This window comes from Streptomyces sp. NPDC006923 (assembly GCF_040635655.1).
Lineage (GTDB): Bacteria > Actinomycetota > Actinomycetes > Streptomycetales > Streptomycetaceae > Streptomyces.
On the sequence record NZ_JBEYIF010000023.1, the window covers coordinates 1 to 18,122 of the forward strand.

Annotated in this window: 15 protein-coding genes; 12 read left to right on the plus strand and 3 right to left on the minus strand. The window is 72.2% G+C overall.

What is annotated here, in order from left to right; all coding sequences use genetic code 11:
- Window positions 1–743: phosphatase PAP2 family protein (locus ABZ707_RS30330; protein ID WP_360181021.1), on the minus strand; the 743-nt coding region annotated here is incomplete at its 3' end.
- A 420-nt stretch (window positions 744–1,163) separates the two neighbouring features.
- On the opposite strand from ABZ707_RS30330, the gene ABZ707_RS30335 reads away from it, so the two are divergent.
- Window positions 1,164–2,930, plus strand: coding sequence for an MFS transporter (locus tag ABZ707_RS30335; protein WP_360181023.1), 1,767 nt, complete (start codon window positions 1,164–1,166; stop codon window positions 2,928–2,930).
- A 127-nt stretch (window positions 2,931–3,057) separates the two neighbouring features.
- Window positions 3,058–4,254, plus strand: a complete 1,197-nt coding sequence (locus ABZ707_RS30340; RefSeq protein WP_360181025.1) for an acyl-CoA dehydrogenase family protein — start codon at window positions 3,058–3,060, stop codon at window positions 4,252–4,254.
- A gap of 36 nt (window positions 4,255–4,290) precedes the next feature.
- Here ABZ707_RS30340 and ABZ707_RS30345 read toward each other — a convergent pair whose 3' ends face one another.
- Window positions 4,291–4,725, minus strand: coding sequence for a cell division protein SepF (locus ABZ707_RS30345; RefSeq protein ID WP_360181027.1), 435 nt, complete (start codon window positions 4,723–4,725; stop codon window positions 4,291–4,293).
- Window positions 4,726–5,001: 276 nt separating this feature from the next.
- Between ABZ707_RS30345 and ABZ707_RS30350 the strand changes: the two genes are divergently transcribed.
- From ABZ707_RS30350 to ABZ707_RS30380, 7 genes are all read left to right on the plus strand, one after another.
- Entirely contained in the window at window positions 5,002–6,213 is a 1,212-nt protein-coding gene (locus tag ABZ707_RS30350) for a DUF5685 family protein (RefSeq protein ID WP_360181029.1), read from the plus strand.
- Between the two features lie 386 nt (window positions 6,214–6,599).
- The gene (locus tag ABZ707_RS30355) at window positions 6,600–8,603 is read left to right on the plus strand and encodes an FAD/NAD(P)-binding protein (protein WP_360181031.1); all 2,004 of its coding nucleotides are present in this window, start codon (window positions 6,600–6,602) and stop codon (window positions 8,601–8,603) included.
- 105 nt (window positions 8,604–8,708) lie between these two features.
- On the plus strand, window positions 8,709–9,782 hold the full coding sequence (locus tag ABZ707_RS30360) for an LLM class flavin-dependent oxidoreductase (protein WP_360181033.1): 1,074 nt from the start codon (window positions 8,709–8,711) through the stop codon (window positions 9,780–9,782).
- Window positions 9,779–10,891 (plus strand): LLM class flavin-dependent oxidoreductase, encoded by a 1,113-nt coding sequence (locus ABZ707_RS30365; RefSeq protein WP_360181035.1) that lies wholly within the window; start codon window positions 9,779–9,781, stop codon window positions 10,889–10,891. The genes ABZ707_RS30360 and ABZ707_RS30365 overlap by 4 nt, the downstream gene beginning before the upstream one ends.
- A gap of 5 nt (window positions 10,892–10,896) precedes the next feature.
- Window positions 10,897–11,730, plus strand: a complete 834-nt coding sequence (locus ABZ707_RS30370) for a DUF1684 domain-containing protein (RefSeq protein ID WP_360181037.1) — start codon at window positions 10,897–10,899, stop codon at window positions 11,728–11,730.
- A 306-nt stretch (window positions 11,731–12,036) separates the two neighbouring features.
- Entirely contained in the window at window positions 12,037–12,936 is a 900-nt protein-coding gene (locus ABZ707_RS30375; protein WP_360181039.1) for a S1 family peptidase, read from the plus strand.
- A gap of 157 nt (window positions 12,937–13,093) precedes the next feature.
- Window positions 13,094–13,573 carry a hypothetical protein gene (locus tag ABZ707_RS30380; protein ID WP_360181041.1) on the plus strand — a complete coding sequence of 160 codons (480 nt, stop codon included), beginning with the start codon at window positions 13,094–13,096 and terminating at the stop codon, window positions 13,571–13,573.
- A 58-nt stretch (window positions 13,574–13,631) separates the two neighbouring features.
- On the opposite strand, the gene ABZ707_RS30385 is transcribed toward ABZ707_RS30380, so the two are convergent.
- Window positions 13,632–14,540: a DUF4231 domain-containing protein gene (locus ABZ707_RS30385; protein ID WP_360181145.1), complete on the minus strand. Its 909-nt coding sequence runs from the start codon at window positions 14,538–14,540 to the stop codon at window positions 13,632–13,634.
- 230 nt (window positions 14,541–14,770) lie between these two features.
- Between ABZ707_RS30385 and fxsA the strand changes: the two genes are divergently transcribed.
- The 3 genes from fxsA (at window position 14,771) to ABZ707_RS30400 (ending at window position 18,052) form a co-directional block, all read left to right on the plus strand.
- Window positions 14,771–14,935, plus strand: coding sequence for an FxSxx-COOH cyclophane-containing RiPP peptide (fxsA, locus tag ABZ707_RS30390; RefSeq protein WP_360181043.1), 165 nt, complete (start codon window positions 14,771–14,773; stop codon window positions 14,933–14,935).
- 86 nt (window positions 14,936–15,021) lie between these two features.
- A complete protein-coding gene (fxsB, locus tag ABZ707_RS30395; protein WP_360181045.1) occupies window positions 15,022–17,265 on the plus strand; it encodes a radical SAM/SPASM protein FxsB, inactivated metallohydrolase extension form in 2,244 nt (747 codons plus the stop codon).
- On the plus strand, window positions 17,258–18,052 hold the full coding sequence (locus ABZ707_RS30400) for an AAC(3) family N-acetyltransferase (RefSeq protein ID WP_360181047.1): 795 nt from the start codon (window positions 17,258–17,260) through the stop codon (window positions 18,050–18,052). The genes fxsB and ABZ707_RS30400 overlap by 8 nt, the downstream gene beginning before the upstream one ends.
- The last annotated feature ends 70 nt before the right edge of the window (window positions 18,053–18,122 follow it).

The following is an 18,122-nucleotide window of genomic DNA, read 5'->3' on the forward strand; positions in this document are numbered from 1 at the left end:
CTGATTGTCCTCCGGCTCGCACGCCACCGCTCGCGTCCCGCGAAGATCGCCAGCTCGGACCGGCCGATCAGTGGCTCGACCCAGGGCAGCCCCAGCAGGATCAGCAGGCCGGCGGCCCAGCCGAGCAGGACGTCACTCAGCCAGTGCGTACCGAGATAGACGGTCGTCGCGCCGACGCCCAGGGCCACCACGGACGACATGACCGACAGATAGCGCCTGGCCCGGGGGGTGGTGGCCAGATAGGCCAGGATTCCCCAGGTCACCACGGCGTTGGCGGTGTGTCCCGAAGGAAATATATCGCCGCCCGCGAAGAGCTCGGCGGAGCCGATCTGCGTCGCGTAGTGCGGGCCGAGCCGCCCGAGTCCGATTTTGACCGCCCCGACGGTCACATTGAGCAGCAGCAGGGCGGCACCGAGAGTCAGCAGCGGCCGCAGCGTGTGCTGGCGCCACGAACGCCACCCCAGCCAGGCCGCGATCATCACGGCGGTCGGCCCGCGCTGGCCGAGCACCACGAAGTAGTCGAGGAAGGCATGCAGGCCCGGCCACTGCTGGTAGGGCCGGAACAGCATGACTTTCCAGTCCAGGGTCACCAGCCAGGACGAGGCGAGCACGGCGATGACGATGGCGAGATAGAACGCCAGCGTCCCGCCGAAGAGAGCCTTGCGGGTGCGGCTCATCCGCGGGATCTCTATCTTCGGCGGCTCCGGCTCCCGGTCCAGCCGGGCAAAGATGTCGGTACGCACGCAATCGACGTTACAGCGAGTGAGTGACCGAACAGGTCCATCCGCTCTCTTCGTGATGACGATGTGATGTGGAGGCCGTCTCAAGAGACGGTTTATTCGGGGCGGTTCCCGAAAATCACGTGACCTTGGCCGCTATTAATCGACGCGCCGTCGCCGGAACCGTCTTTGTGCGGAACAGAATTAGTTCACCGTGACGTCGCGTGGAATTTCCCTGCCGCTCGCCCGGCCGGCCCGCCGCGGCGGCGCGCCGAGGGTGGCGTACGCCACACTCCCCGGTCGGAAGGGTGAGAGATGCACCACGCGCCACACGCGTTCACTCGCGTACGCTGACGGCTCACTCGCCACCGATGCCGGGCCGCCCCGAGGGATGAGGTCCCCGTCGGCCCGCCGAACGCGAGGGACGCATTGGGAGGTACTCAGATGTCCGGGACCACCACGGCCGGAGCACGGCTGCGCGCGGCCACCGGCGGCGGTGCCAACCGCTGGGTCGTCCTGGTGGTCCTCTGCGTCAGCCTGCTGCTGGTCGCGCTCGACGCGACCGTGCTGCATGTCGCGGTCCCCGCCGTCACCGAGGACCTCAGCCCCAGCGGGGTCGAGCTGCTGTGGATCGTGGACGCGTATCCGCTGGTCTGTGCCTCGCTGCTGATCCTCTTCGGCACGCTCGGTGACCGCGTCGGGCGCCGACGGGTGCTGCTGATGGGGTACGGCCTCTTCGGGGCCGCCTCGGCGGTCGCGGCCTTCGCGGAGACCCCGGTGGTGCTGATCGGAGCCCGAGCCCTGCTCGGTGTGGGCGGCGCGATGATCATGCCCGCGACCCTGTCCGTCCTGCGCGCGGTCTTTCCCGACCGGCGCGAGCGCGCGGTGGCCATCGGCGTCTGGACCGCCGTGGCGGCGGTCGGCGCCGCGGTCGGCCCGGTTCTCGGCGGTTTCCTCGTCGAGCACTTCTGGTGGGGCTCGGTCTTCCTGATCAATCTGCCGCTGCTGGCGGTCATCCTGCCGCTCGGCCGGCTGGTGCTGCCGGAGTCGAAGGGCTGCGCCGACGGCCCCTGGGACGTGCTCGGCGCGCTGATGGCGGCGGCCGGGGTGCTCGGGGTCGTCTTCGGCGTGAAGCGGCTCGGCGCCGGAGACGGGGCCCTCGACCCGGCCACGGTCGGGCCGCTGTGTCTCGGCGCGGCCCTGCTGGTCCTCTTCGTACGCAGACAGCGCCGCAGGACGCAACCGCTGATCGACATGCGGATGTTCGCCAGGCCGACCTTCTCGACCTCCGTGGGCTGCATCGTCCTCGCCATGCTGGCCCTGGTCGGCCTGGAGCTGATCGCCGTCCAGTACCTCCAGCTCGTCCTGGGACTGAGCCCGCTGGAGACCGGGCTGAGGCTGCTGCCGCTGACCTTCGCCGCCATGGCGGCGGGCGCCACGGGGTCGGCCACACTGCGCCGGGTGGGCCCGCGCGCGATGGTGGCCTGGGGATTTGTGCTCACCGCCGGCGCCGTACTGCTGCTGGTCCTGATGGGCCAGCACGACCGGCCCGCGCTGCTGACCGCCGCCTTCGTCCTGCTCGGCTTCGGCCTCCAGACCACGCTCTTCGGCGCGTACGAGTCGATGCTCAGCGAGGCCCCCGCCGATCAGGCGGGCGGCGCGGCGGCCATCGGCGAGACGTCCTACCAACTGGGCGCCGGCATGGGAATCGCCCTGCTCGGCAGCGTGATGAACGCCGCGTACGCCCCCGCGATGTCGTCGGTGCGCGAGGTCCCGCCCGGGGCCCGCTCGGCGGCGGCCGAGTCGCTCGGCGAGGCGTACCAGGTGGCCGCCAGGATCGGCGGGCCGGCCGGAGAAACCCTGCGGACCGCGGCCCGCCAGTCGTTCGTGCACGGCCTGCATGTGACGCTGCTGGTCAGCGCCGGTCTGCTGCTGCTCGGCGCGCTGGCCGCGCTACGACTGCCGAGGATCATGGAATGCCCCGCGTCCGGCGCCGTCCCGGCCGAAGAGGCGTCGAAGGCCCGGCGGGGGCGCGGGCCGGAACGGCCTCCGGAACAGCGCTCCGCGGAGCCACGGCCGTCCGCTCAGCAGTCGTCCCGGCCGCGCAAACCGCCGGAGAAGCGGCCGCCCGAGCTGCGCACACCGCCGGAGACCCGGGAACCGTCCGATCTGGCCGCGCTGCGCGGAAGGGCCGGGGCACGCTCCAGATGAGAACCGGACAGCCGACGGCCGCCGGGCGGGCCCGGACTGGACGGGCGCGCTACTGGGCCGTAACCTCGGCGCCGAGTCGTGACCAGCGCCGCCAGGGCGTGTTTGTGAGCCGCCGGAGGCCCTCCCCATGTCCGCACCGTCCGTGACCAGGCCGCCGTCCTTCGACCCGGACGATCCGCTCGGCATCGACGACCTGCTCGACCCGGAGGACCTGGCGATCCGGGACACCGTGCGCGCCTGGGCCGCCGACCGGATCCTGCCGCACATCGCCGAGTGGTACGAGAGCGGCGAGCTGCCCGGCATCCGTGAGCTGGCCCGCGAACTCGGCTCCCTCGGCGCGCTCGGGATGTCCCTGACGGGCTACGGCTGCGCGGGAGCCACCGCCGTCCAGTACGGACTCGCCTGTCTGGAACTGGAGGCCGCCGACTCCGGCATCCGCTCCCTCGTCTCCGTCCAGGGTTCGCTCGCCATGTACGCGATCCACCGCTACGGCTCCGAGGAGCAGAAGCAGCGCTGGCTGCCCGGCATGGCCACCGGCGAGACCATCGGCTGCTTCGGCCTGACGGAGCCCGACCACGGCTCCGACCCGGCCGGGATGCGCACATACGCCAGGCGCAGCGGCGACGACTGGGTCCTCACCGGCCGCAAGATGTGGATCACCAATGGCTCGGTGGCGGGCGTCGCCGTCGTCTGGGCCGGGACCGACGACGGCATCCGCGGTTTCCTCGTCCCGGCAGGCACCCCCGGATTCTCGGCGCCCGAGATCAAGCACAAATGGTCACTGCGCGCCTCGGTCACCAGTGAGCTGGTCCTCGACGAGGTACGGCTCCCCGCCGACGCTGTCCTGCCCGGGGTCACCGGGCTGCGCGGGCCGCTCGGCTGTCTGAGCCACGCCCGTTACGGAATCGTCTGGGGCTCCATGGGCGCCGCGCGCGCCAGCTTCGAGTCGGCGCTCCGGTACGCGACGACACGGGAGCAGTTCGGCCGCCCGATCGGCGGCTTCCAGCTCACCCAGGCCAAGCTCGCCGACATGGCCCTCGAACTGCACAAGGGCATCCTGCTCGCCCATCACCTCGGGCGGCGCATGGACGCGGGCCGGCTCAGGGCCGAGCAGATCAGCTTCGGCAAACTCAACAACGTGCGGGAGGCGATCGAGATCTGCCGGACCGCGCGGACCGTCCTCGGCGCGAATGGGATCTCGCTCGAATACCCCGTGATGCGGCATGCGACCAATCTCGAATCGGTGCTGACCTACGAGGGCACCACCGAGATGCATCAGCTCGTGCTGGGCAAGGCGCTCACCGGCCTCGACGCCTTCCGGTGACCGGTGGGAACCCGGCGCAACCGGTGAGCGCCCTGCTCAGCTCTGGTTGAAGAAGCCGTCCTGCGCGCGGCCCGCGGAGTCACCGGTGACGATCTCGGTGTCGGCGGGGGTCAGCAGGAAGACCCGGGTGGCCACGCGCTCGATCGAGCCGCGCAGCCCGAATGCCAGTCCTGCGGCGAAGTCCACCACGCGCTTGGCGTCGGTGGGCTCCATGGCGGTGAGGTTCATGATGACCGGGACGCCGGCCCGGAAGAGTTCCCCGATGCCCCGGGCGTCCCGGAAGCCGTCCGGGGAGACGGTGGCGATTCTGCGGTCCTGCTCCTGGGCGCTCCGGGAGGCGACCCGCACGCGAGGGTCGGTCTTCCAGTTGTCGCCACTTTCCGCACCCTCGGCGTACTCGTCGTCGTAGTAACGCTCGTCGTTGTCCTCAACGAGGCCCAGCCAGGCACTCGCCTTGCGCACCGATCCCATGGACGCCTCCTTTCACCGCGGTCACATGTCGTTCCCTATCCCTATCGTCGTCCATGATGCGGATTGCGCGCCAAGGGGATAGTCGGCGCGCAGGGGATTCGTGACGGTACTGGTGCAGAAGATGTGGTGATTCGTCAAGGTTCTTCCAGCGTACGGGCCCTGACGGGGTGCAAAATATGAACTTCCGGCCAGATGGGTGACGTAGGGGACGTCCGGGTGAACGGGTCACTCGATACGATGCGTTCCGCACACGCGAACGACTCTCGGGGGACAGTTGTGTTCGGAATCGTCAGACCGTGCGGCCATCGGCTCACCGACGGACTCAAGACCGAGTGGATGGCCCATCTCTGCGGGCTGTGCCTGGCACTTCGTTCCGACCACGGGCAGTTCTCCCGGATCGTCACCAACTACGACGGCCTGATCGTCTCGGTTCTGACGGATGCTCAGGCCGGACGGAGCGGCGTACGGCGGCGCACGGCGGGACCCTGTCCGCTGCGCGGCATGCGTACCGCCCCGGTCGCCAGTGGTGAGGGCGCCCGGCTGGCGGCCGCGGTGTCGCTGGTGCTCGCCTCGGCGAAGGTGCGGGACCACGTGGCGGACCGGGACGGGCTGTTCGCGCGGCGCCCGCTGGCCGCCGCCGCGCGCCGGGTCGCCGCCGGCTGGGACAGGGCGGGCGCGCGTACCGGCGCGGAGCTGGGCTTCGACACGGCCGTTCTGGTCGACGCGGTCGACCGGCAGCCGGAGACCGAGGCGCTGGCCGGGCCCGGCACCCCGCTGCTCACCGTCACGGAACCGACCGAGACGGCCACCGCCGCCGCCTTCGCGCACACCGCGGTGCTGGCGGGGCGGCCCGGCAACGGGGCGCCACTGGCCGAGGCCGGACGGCTCTTCGGACGGCTCGCGCATCTGCTGGACGCCGTGGAGGACCAGGAAGCTGACGCGGCGTCGGGTGCGTGGAACCCGCTCACCGCGACCGCCACCCCCCGGGCGGAGGCCCGGCGGCTGGCCGACGACGCCGTACACGGAATAGGTCTCGCGCTGCGTGACACGGAGTTCACGGACGGCAAGCTGGCGCATGTGCTGCTGGCGCACGAACTGCGCGCCTCGGTGGCGCGCGCCTTCGGCACGACGACCTGTGCGCACCAGGGGCACGGCGGGCAGCAGGGACCGCCGGGTCCGTACGGCGGCCGGGGCGCGGGGCCGTACCGCTCCGACGGCCCGTACGGTTCCAACAACCCCTACGGCGGCGGGAACCCGGGCGCGCCGGGCGGCCCGGGCGGGCTCCCGCCCGGCTTTGAGCCGGATCCGCCGAAGCCGGGCAGGCGCGGATTCTGGGCCGGCTGCGCGGTCTTCGTCGGACTGTGCTGTACGTGCAAACTGTGCTGCGCGAAGGAGTACGAAGGCCCCTGGTCGCGCAAGAAGCGGGAAGGCTGCTGCCGGGAGTGTGACTGCGACGGCTGTCCCGACTGCTGCGACTGCGGCTGCTGACGCGACGACCGGCGGCAGCGGCCCGGACTGGCTGGGCGAGGGGAAAAAGCGGTGTGTCTGCGTGTGAAGGCACGCGGGGACGGGCGCGAGCGCCGGAGGCCGTGCAGGGCGTCAGCTCAACAGGACGAGGACCACACTCGACCGAAGTCGATGTGGGAGCGTGTGACCAGCCACTGCTGCGAATACATGCGCCAAGTGGAACAGGCATCCGTTTCCGCGTCAACTGGCTGAGACGGTCGGCTCACAGTGCGGACAGGCTTGACAACCGGCCGTGCGGACGCCGTAGCCTCGATCTGGCAAGCGGACCGTGCTGAGGGGCTCGATCCGGCTGCGTTGTCCCTGAAGGCACCTCCCGTGCACGATCTCTGTATCCACGGAGCCTTCGCATGCCTGTCTCATCGGACACCGTCCACAACCGGCCCGTCACCCCGTCCCTTGTCGTCATCGGCGCCGGTCCGCGCGGCACGGGCTTTCTGGAGCGGATCGCCGCCAACGCGCGGTCCCTGTACGACGGCCTGCCCCTGGACATCCATCTCGTGGACCCGCATCCGCCGGGCGGCGGCCGGATCTGGCGGCGTGACCAGTCACCGCTGCTCTGGATGAACTCCATGGCCCAGGACGTCACGATGTACACGGACGACTCGGTGCCGCTGGACGGGCCGGTGCGGCAGGGGCCCGCGCTGCACGAGTGGGCGCGGGACATCAGGGAGGGCCGGTCGAGGATCTCCGCCGAGTCCGAACGGGCGGAGTCCGAGCGCGCCGGGTCCGGGCGTGCCGGGTTTCCGGGCGGGGAGTCCGCTGCCGGGCCGCCGCTGCGTACGGAGATAGCCGAGCTGACCGGCGAGACCTTTCCCAGCCGGCGGCTGCAGAGCGCCTATCTGAGCTGGGTCTACGAACAGACGGTGGCCGAGCTGCCGCCCGGTGTCACCGTCCACCGGCACCGCACCCGCGCCCTGAGTGTCAGCGGTCCGCGCGAGGGCAGGCAGCGCGTATGGCTGGAGGACCGCACCGAACCGCTGCTCGCCGACGTCGTCGTACTGACCCTCGGCCATCTCGACGGTGAACCGGACGAGGAACAGCGGGAGTTGAGCCGCTTCGCCGAACGGCACGGGCTGATCCATCTGCCGCCCGACTTCACCGCGGACAGTGATCTGTCCGCGCTGCCCGCCGGCGAACCCGTCATCGTCCGGGGCTTCGGGCTCGCGTTCATCGATCTGATGGTGCTGCTCACCGAGGGCCGCGGCGGCCATTACACGGAGGTGGCCCCCCACGGCGACGGCGACGGCGACCGTACCGGCGACGGCGGGAAGCTCGTCTACCACCCCTCGGGGCGCGAGCCGGTGCTGTACGTGGGCTCCCGGCGCGGTGTGCCGTACCACTCCAAGATCGGCTACGGGCTGGACGGCGAACGGCCCCCGCTGCCCCGCTTCCTCGGTCCCGAGCAGATAGACGAACTGCTGGACAGACCGGGACCGCCGGACTTCCGGCGCGATGTCTGGCCCCTGGCCGAGAAGGAGCTGGGCTACGCGCACTACCACCGGCTCTTCACCGCCCATCCGGAGCGCACCCGCGTCGACTGGACCGACTTCGAGGAGAAGTACGCGGCCGTCGAACCGGGCAGCCCCGAGCTGGAGGCGCTGGTCGCCGCGGCCGTGCCCGACCCCGCCGACCGGCTCGATCTCGATGCCCTCGACCGTCCGCTGCGAGGGGTGCGGTTTCCCTCGTACGACGCGCTCCAGGACGGCCTGCGCCGCTACATAGGCGACGATCTCGCCCGGCGGCACGACCCCTCGCACAGCGCGGACCTGGCCGTCTTCCTCGGGCTGCTCTCCGTCTACGGCCAGCTCATCCGCCTCGGCGACATGGGCGACACGGGCGGCCGGTGGCACGGCTTCTTCAGCTATGTCGCCTCGGGTCCGCCGGGGCCCCGGCTGCGCCAGCTCCTCGCGCTCTCCGAGGCCGGTGTCGTCCGTTTCCTCGGCCCGGACATGACGGTCGAGGCAGACGAGGAGCGCGGTGTCTTCCGGGCCGGCAGCGCCGGTGTACCGGGAGAGCACATCGAGGCCCGCGCGCTGGTCGAGGCGCGGCTCCCGGACCCCTCGCCGGAGCGCACCCGCAGTCCGCTGCTGCGCGGGCTGTACGAGGAGGGCGCCGCCACCACATCGGCGGGCCTGGTCCGGGTCGACCCCGGCGACGGACGGCTCCTGGAGAGCGACGGCCGGCCGCATCCGCGGCGCTTCGCCCTCGGCCCCTACACCACCGCCCGGTCGAGCGGTGCCTTCACCCGGCCCCGCACCGGGGGAGCGGCGTTCCGGCAGAACGACGCCACCGCGCGGGCCGCGCTCGGCCTGCTCCGCGACCTGTCCTGTCGCACGGGCCCCGGCGCCTGACCCGCGTCCCCGCTCGGGGGCTCCGGAGCCGGCGGGACAAGGCCCCGGCACCGCGGCCCCGGCAGCACCGGCACCCGTGCCGCCAACCGAAGCTGAAAGGCCCTCATGTCCGCACTCCGACCCCTGCATCTGGCCGCCGAGATCGGCGGTCCACCGGAGTACGCAGCCGCGCCGTACGTCGAACTCGCCCGGCTCGCCGAGTACGGCGCCCTCGACTTCGTCACCCTCCGGGACTCCTTCGCGCGCCCCGGCCCCGACGCGCTCGCCGTACTGGCCCGGGTCGCGCCCGCCACCGAGCGCATCGGCCTGGTGCCGGCGGTCACCACCACCCACACCGAGCCGTTCCATCTCTCCACGGCCCTGGCCACCCTGGATTGGGTGAGCCGGGGCCGGGCCGGCTGGCTCGTCGACGTGTCGGACACCCCGGCGCAGGCGAGACTCTTCGGCCACCGGCCCGCGGCGCCCGCCGAGGACCTCTGGCAGGAGGCGGGCGAGATCGCCGATGCCGCGGCCCGGCTGTGGGACGGCCGCGAGGACGGCGCCGGGATCCGCGCCACGGCGACCGGCCGCCGCACCGGCCGGGAGGAGCCGCGCCCTGCCGGCTCCGAGGGGGCCGGCTCCCCGGTCCGTGGCCGGTCCGCGGTGCCCAGACCGCCGCAGGGCCACCCCGTCACCGTGGTCGATGTGACCGGCGGCCACAGCGTCGGGACCGCCGCGCGGTACGCCGATGTGGTCCTGGTCGGCGCCACCGCGCCGGAGCGGATCGGAGCGGTCAGGGAGGAACTGCGCTCCCGCGCCGCCGGCCACGGCCGCGACCCGGACACACTGCGGGTACTGGCCTCGCTCACCATCGATCTGAGCGGTGGCGAACGGCCCGCAGAACCGGGCCTGGAGAGCGCGTCCCGCACCACCGCGGGCGCCGGCGGCCCGCACTACCGGGGCGGCCCCGTCGAACTCGCCGAACTGATCACGGCCTGGCACAGGACCGGCGCCGTGGACGGCTTCCATCTCACGCCCGCCGAACCGCGGCGCGATCTCGAACGGCTCGTCAACGGCACGGTGGCACTCCTCCAGCACCGCAGCCGGTTCCGCACCTTCCATCCGGGCGGCACCCTGCGCGAACATCTCGGACTCGGCCGCCCGGCCGGCCAGTACACGCTCGCCGGAGGGACCGCGTGACCGCCGGTGCCATCCACGCCACGGGCCCCGCCGTCCGCAAGCGGATGCATCTCGCCGCCCGCCACCCCGGGACCGCCACCGCCACAGGCCCGACCGGCCGGCGCCCGACGGCGGGAACCGATTTCTCCTCCTTCGAGCACCTGGCCCGCACCGCGGAGCGCGGGAAGTTCGACTTCCTCTGCCTCGCCGAGGCGCCGCCGCCGTACGAGCACCGGGGCCCGGTCCACGACCCGGACACGGCCGCCCGGCCGGAACCGATCACCGTGCTGAGCGCGCTCGCCGCCGTCACCGACCGGCTCGGCCTCGCCGCCACCGTGAGCGCCGCCCGCAGCGAGCCGTACGAACTGGCCCGCAGACTCGCCACCCTCGACCATCTCAGCGCCGGGCGCGCCGCCTGGCACGCCGTCTCCTCCGCCGGCCCCCCGACCGGAGAGGACCTCCGGCGCGAAGGCACCGGGCGTCACACCAGGGCCGCCGAGTTCGTCGCGACGGCCCGCGAACTGTGGGACTCCTGGGCGCCCGCCGGGCCCGGCTCCCCGCACGGCGCTCCCCGCCCGTTCGCCCACTCCGGCCGGCACTTCGACATCGCGGGGGAGTTCACCCTCCCCCGCTCACCGCAGGGCCACCCGGTGGTCATCCAGGCGGGCGGCTCCGAGGAGGGCCTGGAGTCGGCCGCCCGCGCCGCCGATGTCGTCCTCACCCGGCACAGCACACTGGAGGCGGGCCGCGCCCTTTACGCCGACACCAAGAGCAGGCTGGCGAAGTACGGCAGGACACCGGCCGACCTCAAGATCATGCCGAGGGTCACCGTCGTCCTCGGCGACAGTGATGCCGAGGCACGCGAACGCGCCGCCGGGATTCGCGAGCGGCGGATCTCCCCGCATTTCGTCGGCGCCCCGGAGACCGTCGCGGAGGCGCTCGACACCTTTGTACTGGAGGACGCGGCGGACGGCTTCGTCCTCATGCCCTCTCTCACACCGGACGGTCTCGACGACTTCGTCGACCGTGTCGTACCCCTCCTCCAGGAGCGCGGGGCCTTCCGTACGGAATACACGGGGTCCACGCTCCGCTCACATCTGGGGCTGCTCAGCCCCGTGTCGAAAGGTTGACCCGTATGACCACCGAGAGTTCCGCCGTCTCCGGCGCAGGCGCCGAGGCGGCGGTCCCGGATCCGGTCCAGGACTGGAAGAGCTGGCACGAGCAGCGTGTCTTCACGGTGTCCGCGCCGTACGGATCGCTCTCGCTCACCGGCACCCACTGGCTCGCGGACCATCCGGAGGGACGCCTTCCGGGGATTCCCGGGGTGTGGCGCGAGGACGGTGACGAGGTGGTGCTGACCGCGGCGGCCGAGGACGGTCTGACCGCCGACGGCCACCCGCTGAGCGGCGAGATCCGGCTCACCGCCGACCGGCCGCCGAACGCGGAGTCCCGGATCGCCGCCGGCGAGCGCCGGCTGGTCGTCGTGCGCCGCGAAGGACAGTGGGCGGTGCGCGACTTCGATCCGGACTCCGCCGCGCGGCGCGCGTTCCTGGGCATCGACGCCACCGCGTACGACCCCGGCTGGGTGCTGCCGGGCCGCTTCCGGCCGTACGGCGACAGCCGTACCGTCCAGGTCGAGAACGCCGACGGACGCGAACGGGGCCTCGGCCTCGCCGGCGAGATCTCCTTCACCGTCGGCGGTACGGAACACACCCTGCGGGCCGCGGTGGAGCCCGACGGCTCTCTCTGGGTGGTCTTCGCCGACACCACCAGCGGGAAGGAGAGCTACCGCTTCCGCTTTCTGCGTCCCGCCGCCCCGGCCGAGGACGGCACGGTGACAGTCGACTTCAATCGTTCGCTGCTGCCGCCCTGCGCCTTCGCGGATCACTTCATCTGCCCGTTCCCGCCGCCCGGCAACACGCTCCCGATCGCCGTCCCGGCAGGAGAGCGCGACCTGTTCGGCGGCTGACACACCGCTTGTCCTCCTCCGGACCGCCCGGGGCCGCTCCGGGACCGCCCCGGAGCGCGCCGGAGCTCCCGGACACCTCCGGAACCCCTCCAGGACCGCCGCAAGGGACGCCTCCGCCCCAGCCGCCTCAGCCGTCACGGGCGGCCAAAAGGCGCCCTTGCGCGGCCGGTTGTGGCCCCCCAATACTCCCGAACAGCGCTGGTCGGGGGTACGGCTTTTCCGCAATCCGGATGAGCGCTCCCGGCTGCGCCTCACGGGCCCGGCACCCCACCCGCGGGCCCCCGATTCCCTTCGGAGGAACGACACGTGAGGATCAAGCGCACCACCCCCCGCAGTGGCATAGCCAGACGCACTCGTCTGCTGGCCGTCACCACCGGACTCGTCGCCGCCGCGGCGCTCGCGGTACCCGCCGCGAACGCCGACTCGGCCGGGGTCTTCAGCGCCGCCCAGCTCACCGCGGCGAGCGACGCCGTACTGAGCGCGGACGTGGCAGGCACCGCCTGGTACGTCGACAAGGCGAGCAACGACCTCGTCGTCACGGCCGACAGCACCGTGTCCACGGCCGAGATCGCCGAGATCAAGCAGGCCGCCGGAGCCAACGCCGGCGCGCTGCGCGTCGAGCGCACACCGGGCAAGCTCTCCAAACTCATCTCCGGTGGCGACGCCGTGTACGCCACGAGCTGGCGCTGCTCGGCCGGCTTCAATGTCGTCAGCGGCAGCACGTACTACTTCCTGACCGCGGGGCACTGCACCGAGGGCAATCCGCCCTGGTACACCAACTCCTCGCACTCCACGAGCATCGGTCCCACGGCCGGCTCCAGCTTCCCGGGCAACGACTACGGCATCGTGCGGTACTCCAACGCCTCGGTCGCCCACCCGGGCACGGTCGGCAGCGTCGACATCACCAGCGCGATCAACGCGACCGTCGGGCTGTCCGTCACCCGCCGCGGCTCCACCACCGGTATCCACAGCGGTTCCGTGACCGGACTCAACGCCACGGTCAACTACGGTGGCGGAGACATCGTCTCCGGCCTGATCCGCACCAACGTCTGCGCCGAACCCGGCGACAGCGGCGGCCCGCTCTACTCCGGCTCCCGCGCGGTCGGTCTGACCTCCGGCGGCAGCGGCAACTGCTCCTCCGGCGGTACGACGTACTTCCAGCCGGTCACCGAGGCCCTGAGCGCCTACGGCGTCACCCTCCTCTGATCCACGGCTGACCGTCCGCAACGGCGGAGCCGCGGATCCACGGAACCGCGGCAGGCCACAGGCGAGCCCCCGGCAGGCGTCGGCCGGGGGCTCGCCGCCGTGTCTCTGAGAAGATGTCCGGATGGTCGGCCACAGAGGGACCGGGGGGCCCGGAGCAGTGGAACGCATCGGAGTGACGGGCCACCGGGACATCCCCGCCGAGGCCCAGGCGCATATCGAGGCCGCCATCAGGACCGCGCTGCGCGGCCATACGGGCTCCCTGCGCGCGCTCTCCAGCCTCGCCGCCGGCGCGGACCAGCTCTTCGCCTGCCTGGCGCTCGACCGGGGCGCCGAGCTGACCGTGGTCATTCCCAGCGGCGACTACGAGGACGGCTTCGGCGACCCGGAGGAACTGGCCGGCTACCGGCGCCTCAAGGACCGGGCCACACGGGAGGTCAGGATGGCCTTCCCGCACTCCACCGACGAGGCGTACTACGCGGCGGGCACCTATATCGCCGACCACTGCGACCGGCTGCTGGCGGTCTGGGACGGCCGCCCGGCCCGCGGGCTCGGCGGCACCGGCGACATCGTGCGGTACGCCCGCGAGCGCGGAAAACCGGTGACGGTGATCTGGTGCGAGGGAGTGGAGCGCGCCTGAGCGGCGGGACCGCCGGACCCGCCGGCGACTTGGCCCTCCCCGGCTCCGGCGGTCCCGCTCAACTCCGGTGGCGGACAAGCCAGTCGGTGTGCTGCGGCGAGACGATCCGCTCGGTCTCGTACACGGCGTTCGCCCACTGCTCCTCGGTGACCGTCGTCTCCATCGCCGTATGCATCGCCGCCAGGTCCTCCTCGACCAGCGAGTGCGCGGAGATGAGGGGCTGATGGCGCCGGATCTCGCTCCACGCCAGACAGGCGGCGGCGGACGCCGAGAGCAGACCCGGCACGGCCGAGGAGTCCGTCACCGAGAAGGCCCGCAGCACCGTCAGCAGGAGCGCCAGCAGGGTCAGCAGGACAATGGTGGCCGACCAGAGCGCGGTGGCGTGGCGCGAGACCACCGTCCTGCGGTGATACCAGTTGCGCTGCTCGATCAGCCGGTCCCTGACATAGGTCTCCTTGCGGACGCTGAACGGTTTCTCGCGCAGCCTCCGCATGGGGGCCGTTATCAGCTCACCGGCCGGACCCGGACCGCCGTCAGCACCCTCGCGCGGATCCTGCCAGCCGACCTTCCGCAGCTCTCCGAGCCCCGCCTCCATCCGGGCGGCGAACAGGCCCGCGGGGTCCGCGGCGCCGGAGTCGAAGGGCGCGCCGTGCACGGCGTACCGCCAGGACAGCGACTTGATGAACTCCGCCGCGGAGCGGTTGAGTTGCCAGTGCGACGTCGCCCGGTGGCCGGCCGACCGGAAGGTGAGCAGCAGCACGCCCGCGTAGGCCAACGCGCCGAGGGCGCTGACGACTTGGAGCGAACCCCCCAGCTTTCCCTGCCAGGGCAGCGAGGCCGGTACGGCGCCGAGGACCAGCAGCAGCAACTGCAGGCGGGTCGCGTTGACCGCCCTCCGCTGCCGCGCGACGGCGAGCGTGTCCGCGTGATGGAAGAGAACCGGCAGATCAGCGTTGTGGAAGACCATGCTGTGCAGTGGTCCGCGTAACTCGGCCATGCGCGCCCCCGTCTGCTGTTTTGTTGTCACTCGAACGATGGAATGGTGCGTTCCGCGCCGCGTCGTGAATTCCCGGCGACGCTTCTGTTCCGGCGTCATACGCCGAGTTGCCGCGGGAGTTCATGAGAGTAAAGTCGAGCCGCTGACACTGCAACGGTGCCGTGTCTCCTGTTCGGACCACATGACCAAGGACGGCCGTCGTGACCTATCAGACCTCTGTCACCTTCGCCACTGCGAAGAAGAACCGGGTGCCCCTCGCGGAGATCGATGTACGCGACGCCGAGGTCGCCAAGAAGCTCGGCCGGGTGCTGCCCATGCCCAGCCACCGCGCCCCGCGCGTTTCGAGCTTCAACTCCGCCCTCTGAAAGCGCCTCCGGGAGCCTCACCCACCACCGCGGTCGCCGCCTCCGGACGGCGGTCCCCCTGCCGAAACACACTCTAGACTGGCGTAATGACAGGACCGCTGGTCCCATTTCGCGAGATCGTTCTGAAGGTCCACAGCAGGTGTGATCTTGCGTGTGACCACTGCTATATCTACGAACACGCCGATCAGAGCTGGCGCACCCGCCCCAGGACAATCTCTGACGAAGCGATTTTATGGACCGCTCTGCGACTGGCGGAGCATGCCAAGACACATGACCTGCCCTCCGTGTCAGTGATCCTGCACGGAGGGGAGCCACTGCTGGCGGGCGTCGCACGGCTGCGACGCGTCTGCGAGGAGCTGACCGGGGCCCTCGACGGAGTCGCCGCACTCGATCTCAGGATCCACACCAACGGGCTCCAGCTCTCGGACCGTCACCTCGACCTCTTCGACGAGTTCGACGTCAAGGTGGGCATCTCCCTCGACGGCGACCGGGCGGCCAATGACCGCCACCGCCGGTTCGCGGACGGCCGCAGCAGCCATCCGCTGGTCCTCAGGGCCGTCGAATCACTCCGGCAGGACCGCTACCGCCATCTCGACCTCGGGCTGCTGTGCACCGTCGACGCGGCCAACGACCCGGTCGCGGTGTACGACGCGCTGGACGCGCTCGATCCGCCGCGGATCGACTTCCTGCTGCCGCACGCCACCTGGGACGCGCCACCGCCGCGCCCGGACGGTTCGCCCACCGCCTACGCCGACTGGCTGCTCGCGGTCTTCGACCGCTGGGACGAGCGGGGCCGCCGGATGCCCGTCCGGCTCTTCGAGTCGGTGCTCTCCACCCTCTCCGGGGGGCCGAGCCTCACCGAGTCCCTGGGACTCGCGCCCACCGATCTGGTCGTCGTGGAGACCGACGGCACCCTGGAGCAGGCCGACTCGCTCAAGAGCGCCTACGACGGCGCCGCCGCCACCGGCTTCGACGTCTTCTCGCACGCCTTCGACGAGGTCGCCGCCCATCCCGGTGTGCGAGCACGTCAGCTCGGGCTGGCCGGTGTGGGGGAGACCTGCCGGCGCTGCCCGGTCGTACGCTCCTGCGGCGGCGGGCTCTACACCCATCGCTACCGGTCGGCGCCCGGTACGGACACCACGCGGGACGGCACCGGGCGGGGCGGCTTCGACAACACCTCGGTCTACTGCGCCGATCTGGAGGCGCTGATCCGCGGGGTCGAGTCCCGTACGGCCGCCGCGAGCACCTCGCCCGCCGTCACGGACACCGGCGAACTGCTGGTGGCGCAGCAGGACCTGACCCGCTCACTGCTGGCCGGGCTGCACAGCGAACTCGCGGGCCGGGGCGGCGAGGAATGGCAGGAGGCCTGGGAGCTGGCGGGCGTGGTCGAGCGGCGCTCCGACGGGCTCGACGAGGTGCTCGCGCACCCCTACACCCGCACCTGGCTGATCGATTCCATGACCGCGCTGCGCCAGGAGGGTCCCGGCTCGCTCGGCGCGGCGCGCGGGCTGTCGTCGTATGTGGCCGCCGCGGTCGTCCGGGGCGGGCTGGACCTGCCCGTACGGGTCCGCTGGCGGGACGGCGCGCTCCGGCTGCCCACCCTCGGCGAGCTGCGGCTGGGCGGCCCCGGGGAGAGCGGGGAGGCCGAGGTGCGCAGCGCCGGGACCGGTTTCCTGGTGCGCACCGGCAGGACGGAGCGGCTGGTCGGGCACCGCGGAGAGGCCACCTCGCACTGGCGCCCCGTGCGCGTGCTCGCCCTGGCCGGGGCGCCCGCTCTCGCCCTCGACGACCTCGACCCGTACCGGGACTGCTACGGCGCCCCCGTCCATCCCGGGCTCGGCCCGGAGGCGTCCGCCGAGTGGAGCGGCCGGCTGGCCGGGGCCTGGAGGCTGCTCGGGGACGCCGTGCCCGGGCAGGCCGCGGCGGCGGCCGAGTCGCTGTCCACCCTGACACCGCTGCTCTCCGCCGGACCCGAGGTGGGCGCGCACGGCTACGGCGCGCTGGGCGTGCCCGTGAGCGGCAGCGCCGGAGAGCTGGCGATCGCGCTGCTGCGCGGTTTCCGCCGGGCCGGGCTGCGGGCGCTGACGGAGGTCACCGACCTGTACGCGCGGGACGGCGAGTGGAGCCGTCCCGCGCCCTGGCGCGAGACACCGGTCCCGGTGTCGGAACTGCTGGCCGGGGCGTACGAGCGGGTGGGGCTCGCCGCGTACGACCCGGCCTACCGGGACCATGCCCGCCGGGCCCTGGACACACTGGAGCACGCGGCCGAACTGACCGTCAGCGGGAAGAGCCTGCTGGCGGCGCTGCGGAAGGAGGCCGACCATGGCTGAGAACGAGACCGGGCACAGCGCCACGAGCACGGACGCGCTGGCGCGTGATCTCGCGGCGCTGGGCGTCACACCGGGGACCACCCTGCTCGTCCACGCGTCCCTGAGCGGCACGGGACTGGACACCGACGACCTGCGCACCGCGCTGCTCACGGCGCTGGGAGAGGACGGCACCCTGGTCGTCCCGGCCTTCACCGAGGAGAACTCGGACACGTCCTCGGCGCATCTGGCGCGCGTCCGGGGGATGACCCGCCGCCAGGCGGCGGCCTTCCGGGCACGGATGCCCGCCTTCGACGCGGAGACCACGCCGTGTGAGGGAATGGGCCGGCTGGCCGAGTCCGTCCGCACCCACCCCGGAGCCGTGCGCAGCGCGCATCCGCAGACGTCCTTCGCGGCCGTCGGCCGCCGGGCGCACGAGCTGATGGCCGGGCATCCGCTGCACAGCCATCTCGGCGAGGACTCGCCGCTGGGCGCTCTCGTCAGGGCCGACGCCCGGGTGCTGATGGTCAATGTCGGTTTCGCCGCCTGCACGGCCTTCCATTTCGCCGAGTACGGGCGCGCCGCGCAGCCGCGTTCCTATCGCTGTGTGGTGAAAGCGCCTGACGGGAGCCCGCAGTGGGTCGAATATGAGGATGTCGCTCTCGACGCCCGGGATTTCGAAGCGATCGGCGCCGCGTTCCCGTGGGGCGTGGAGCAGCGGGGACACCTGGGAGGAGCGTCCGTGCGGCTCTTCCCGATCAAGGCCGCCGTCGCCCACGCGGAAGCCTGGATGACCGAAAAACGGCGCTGATTGACCGAACGTCAGGGGAGGGAGTGGGCTCAGCTCCGGAATGATTGGTTGGCTCGCGTCCGTGTCGATC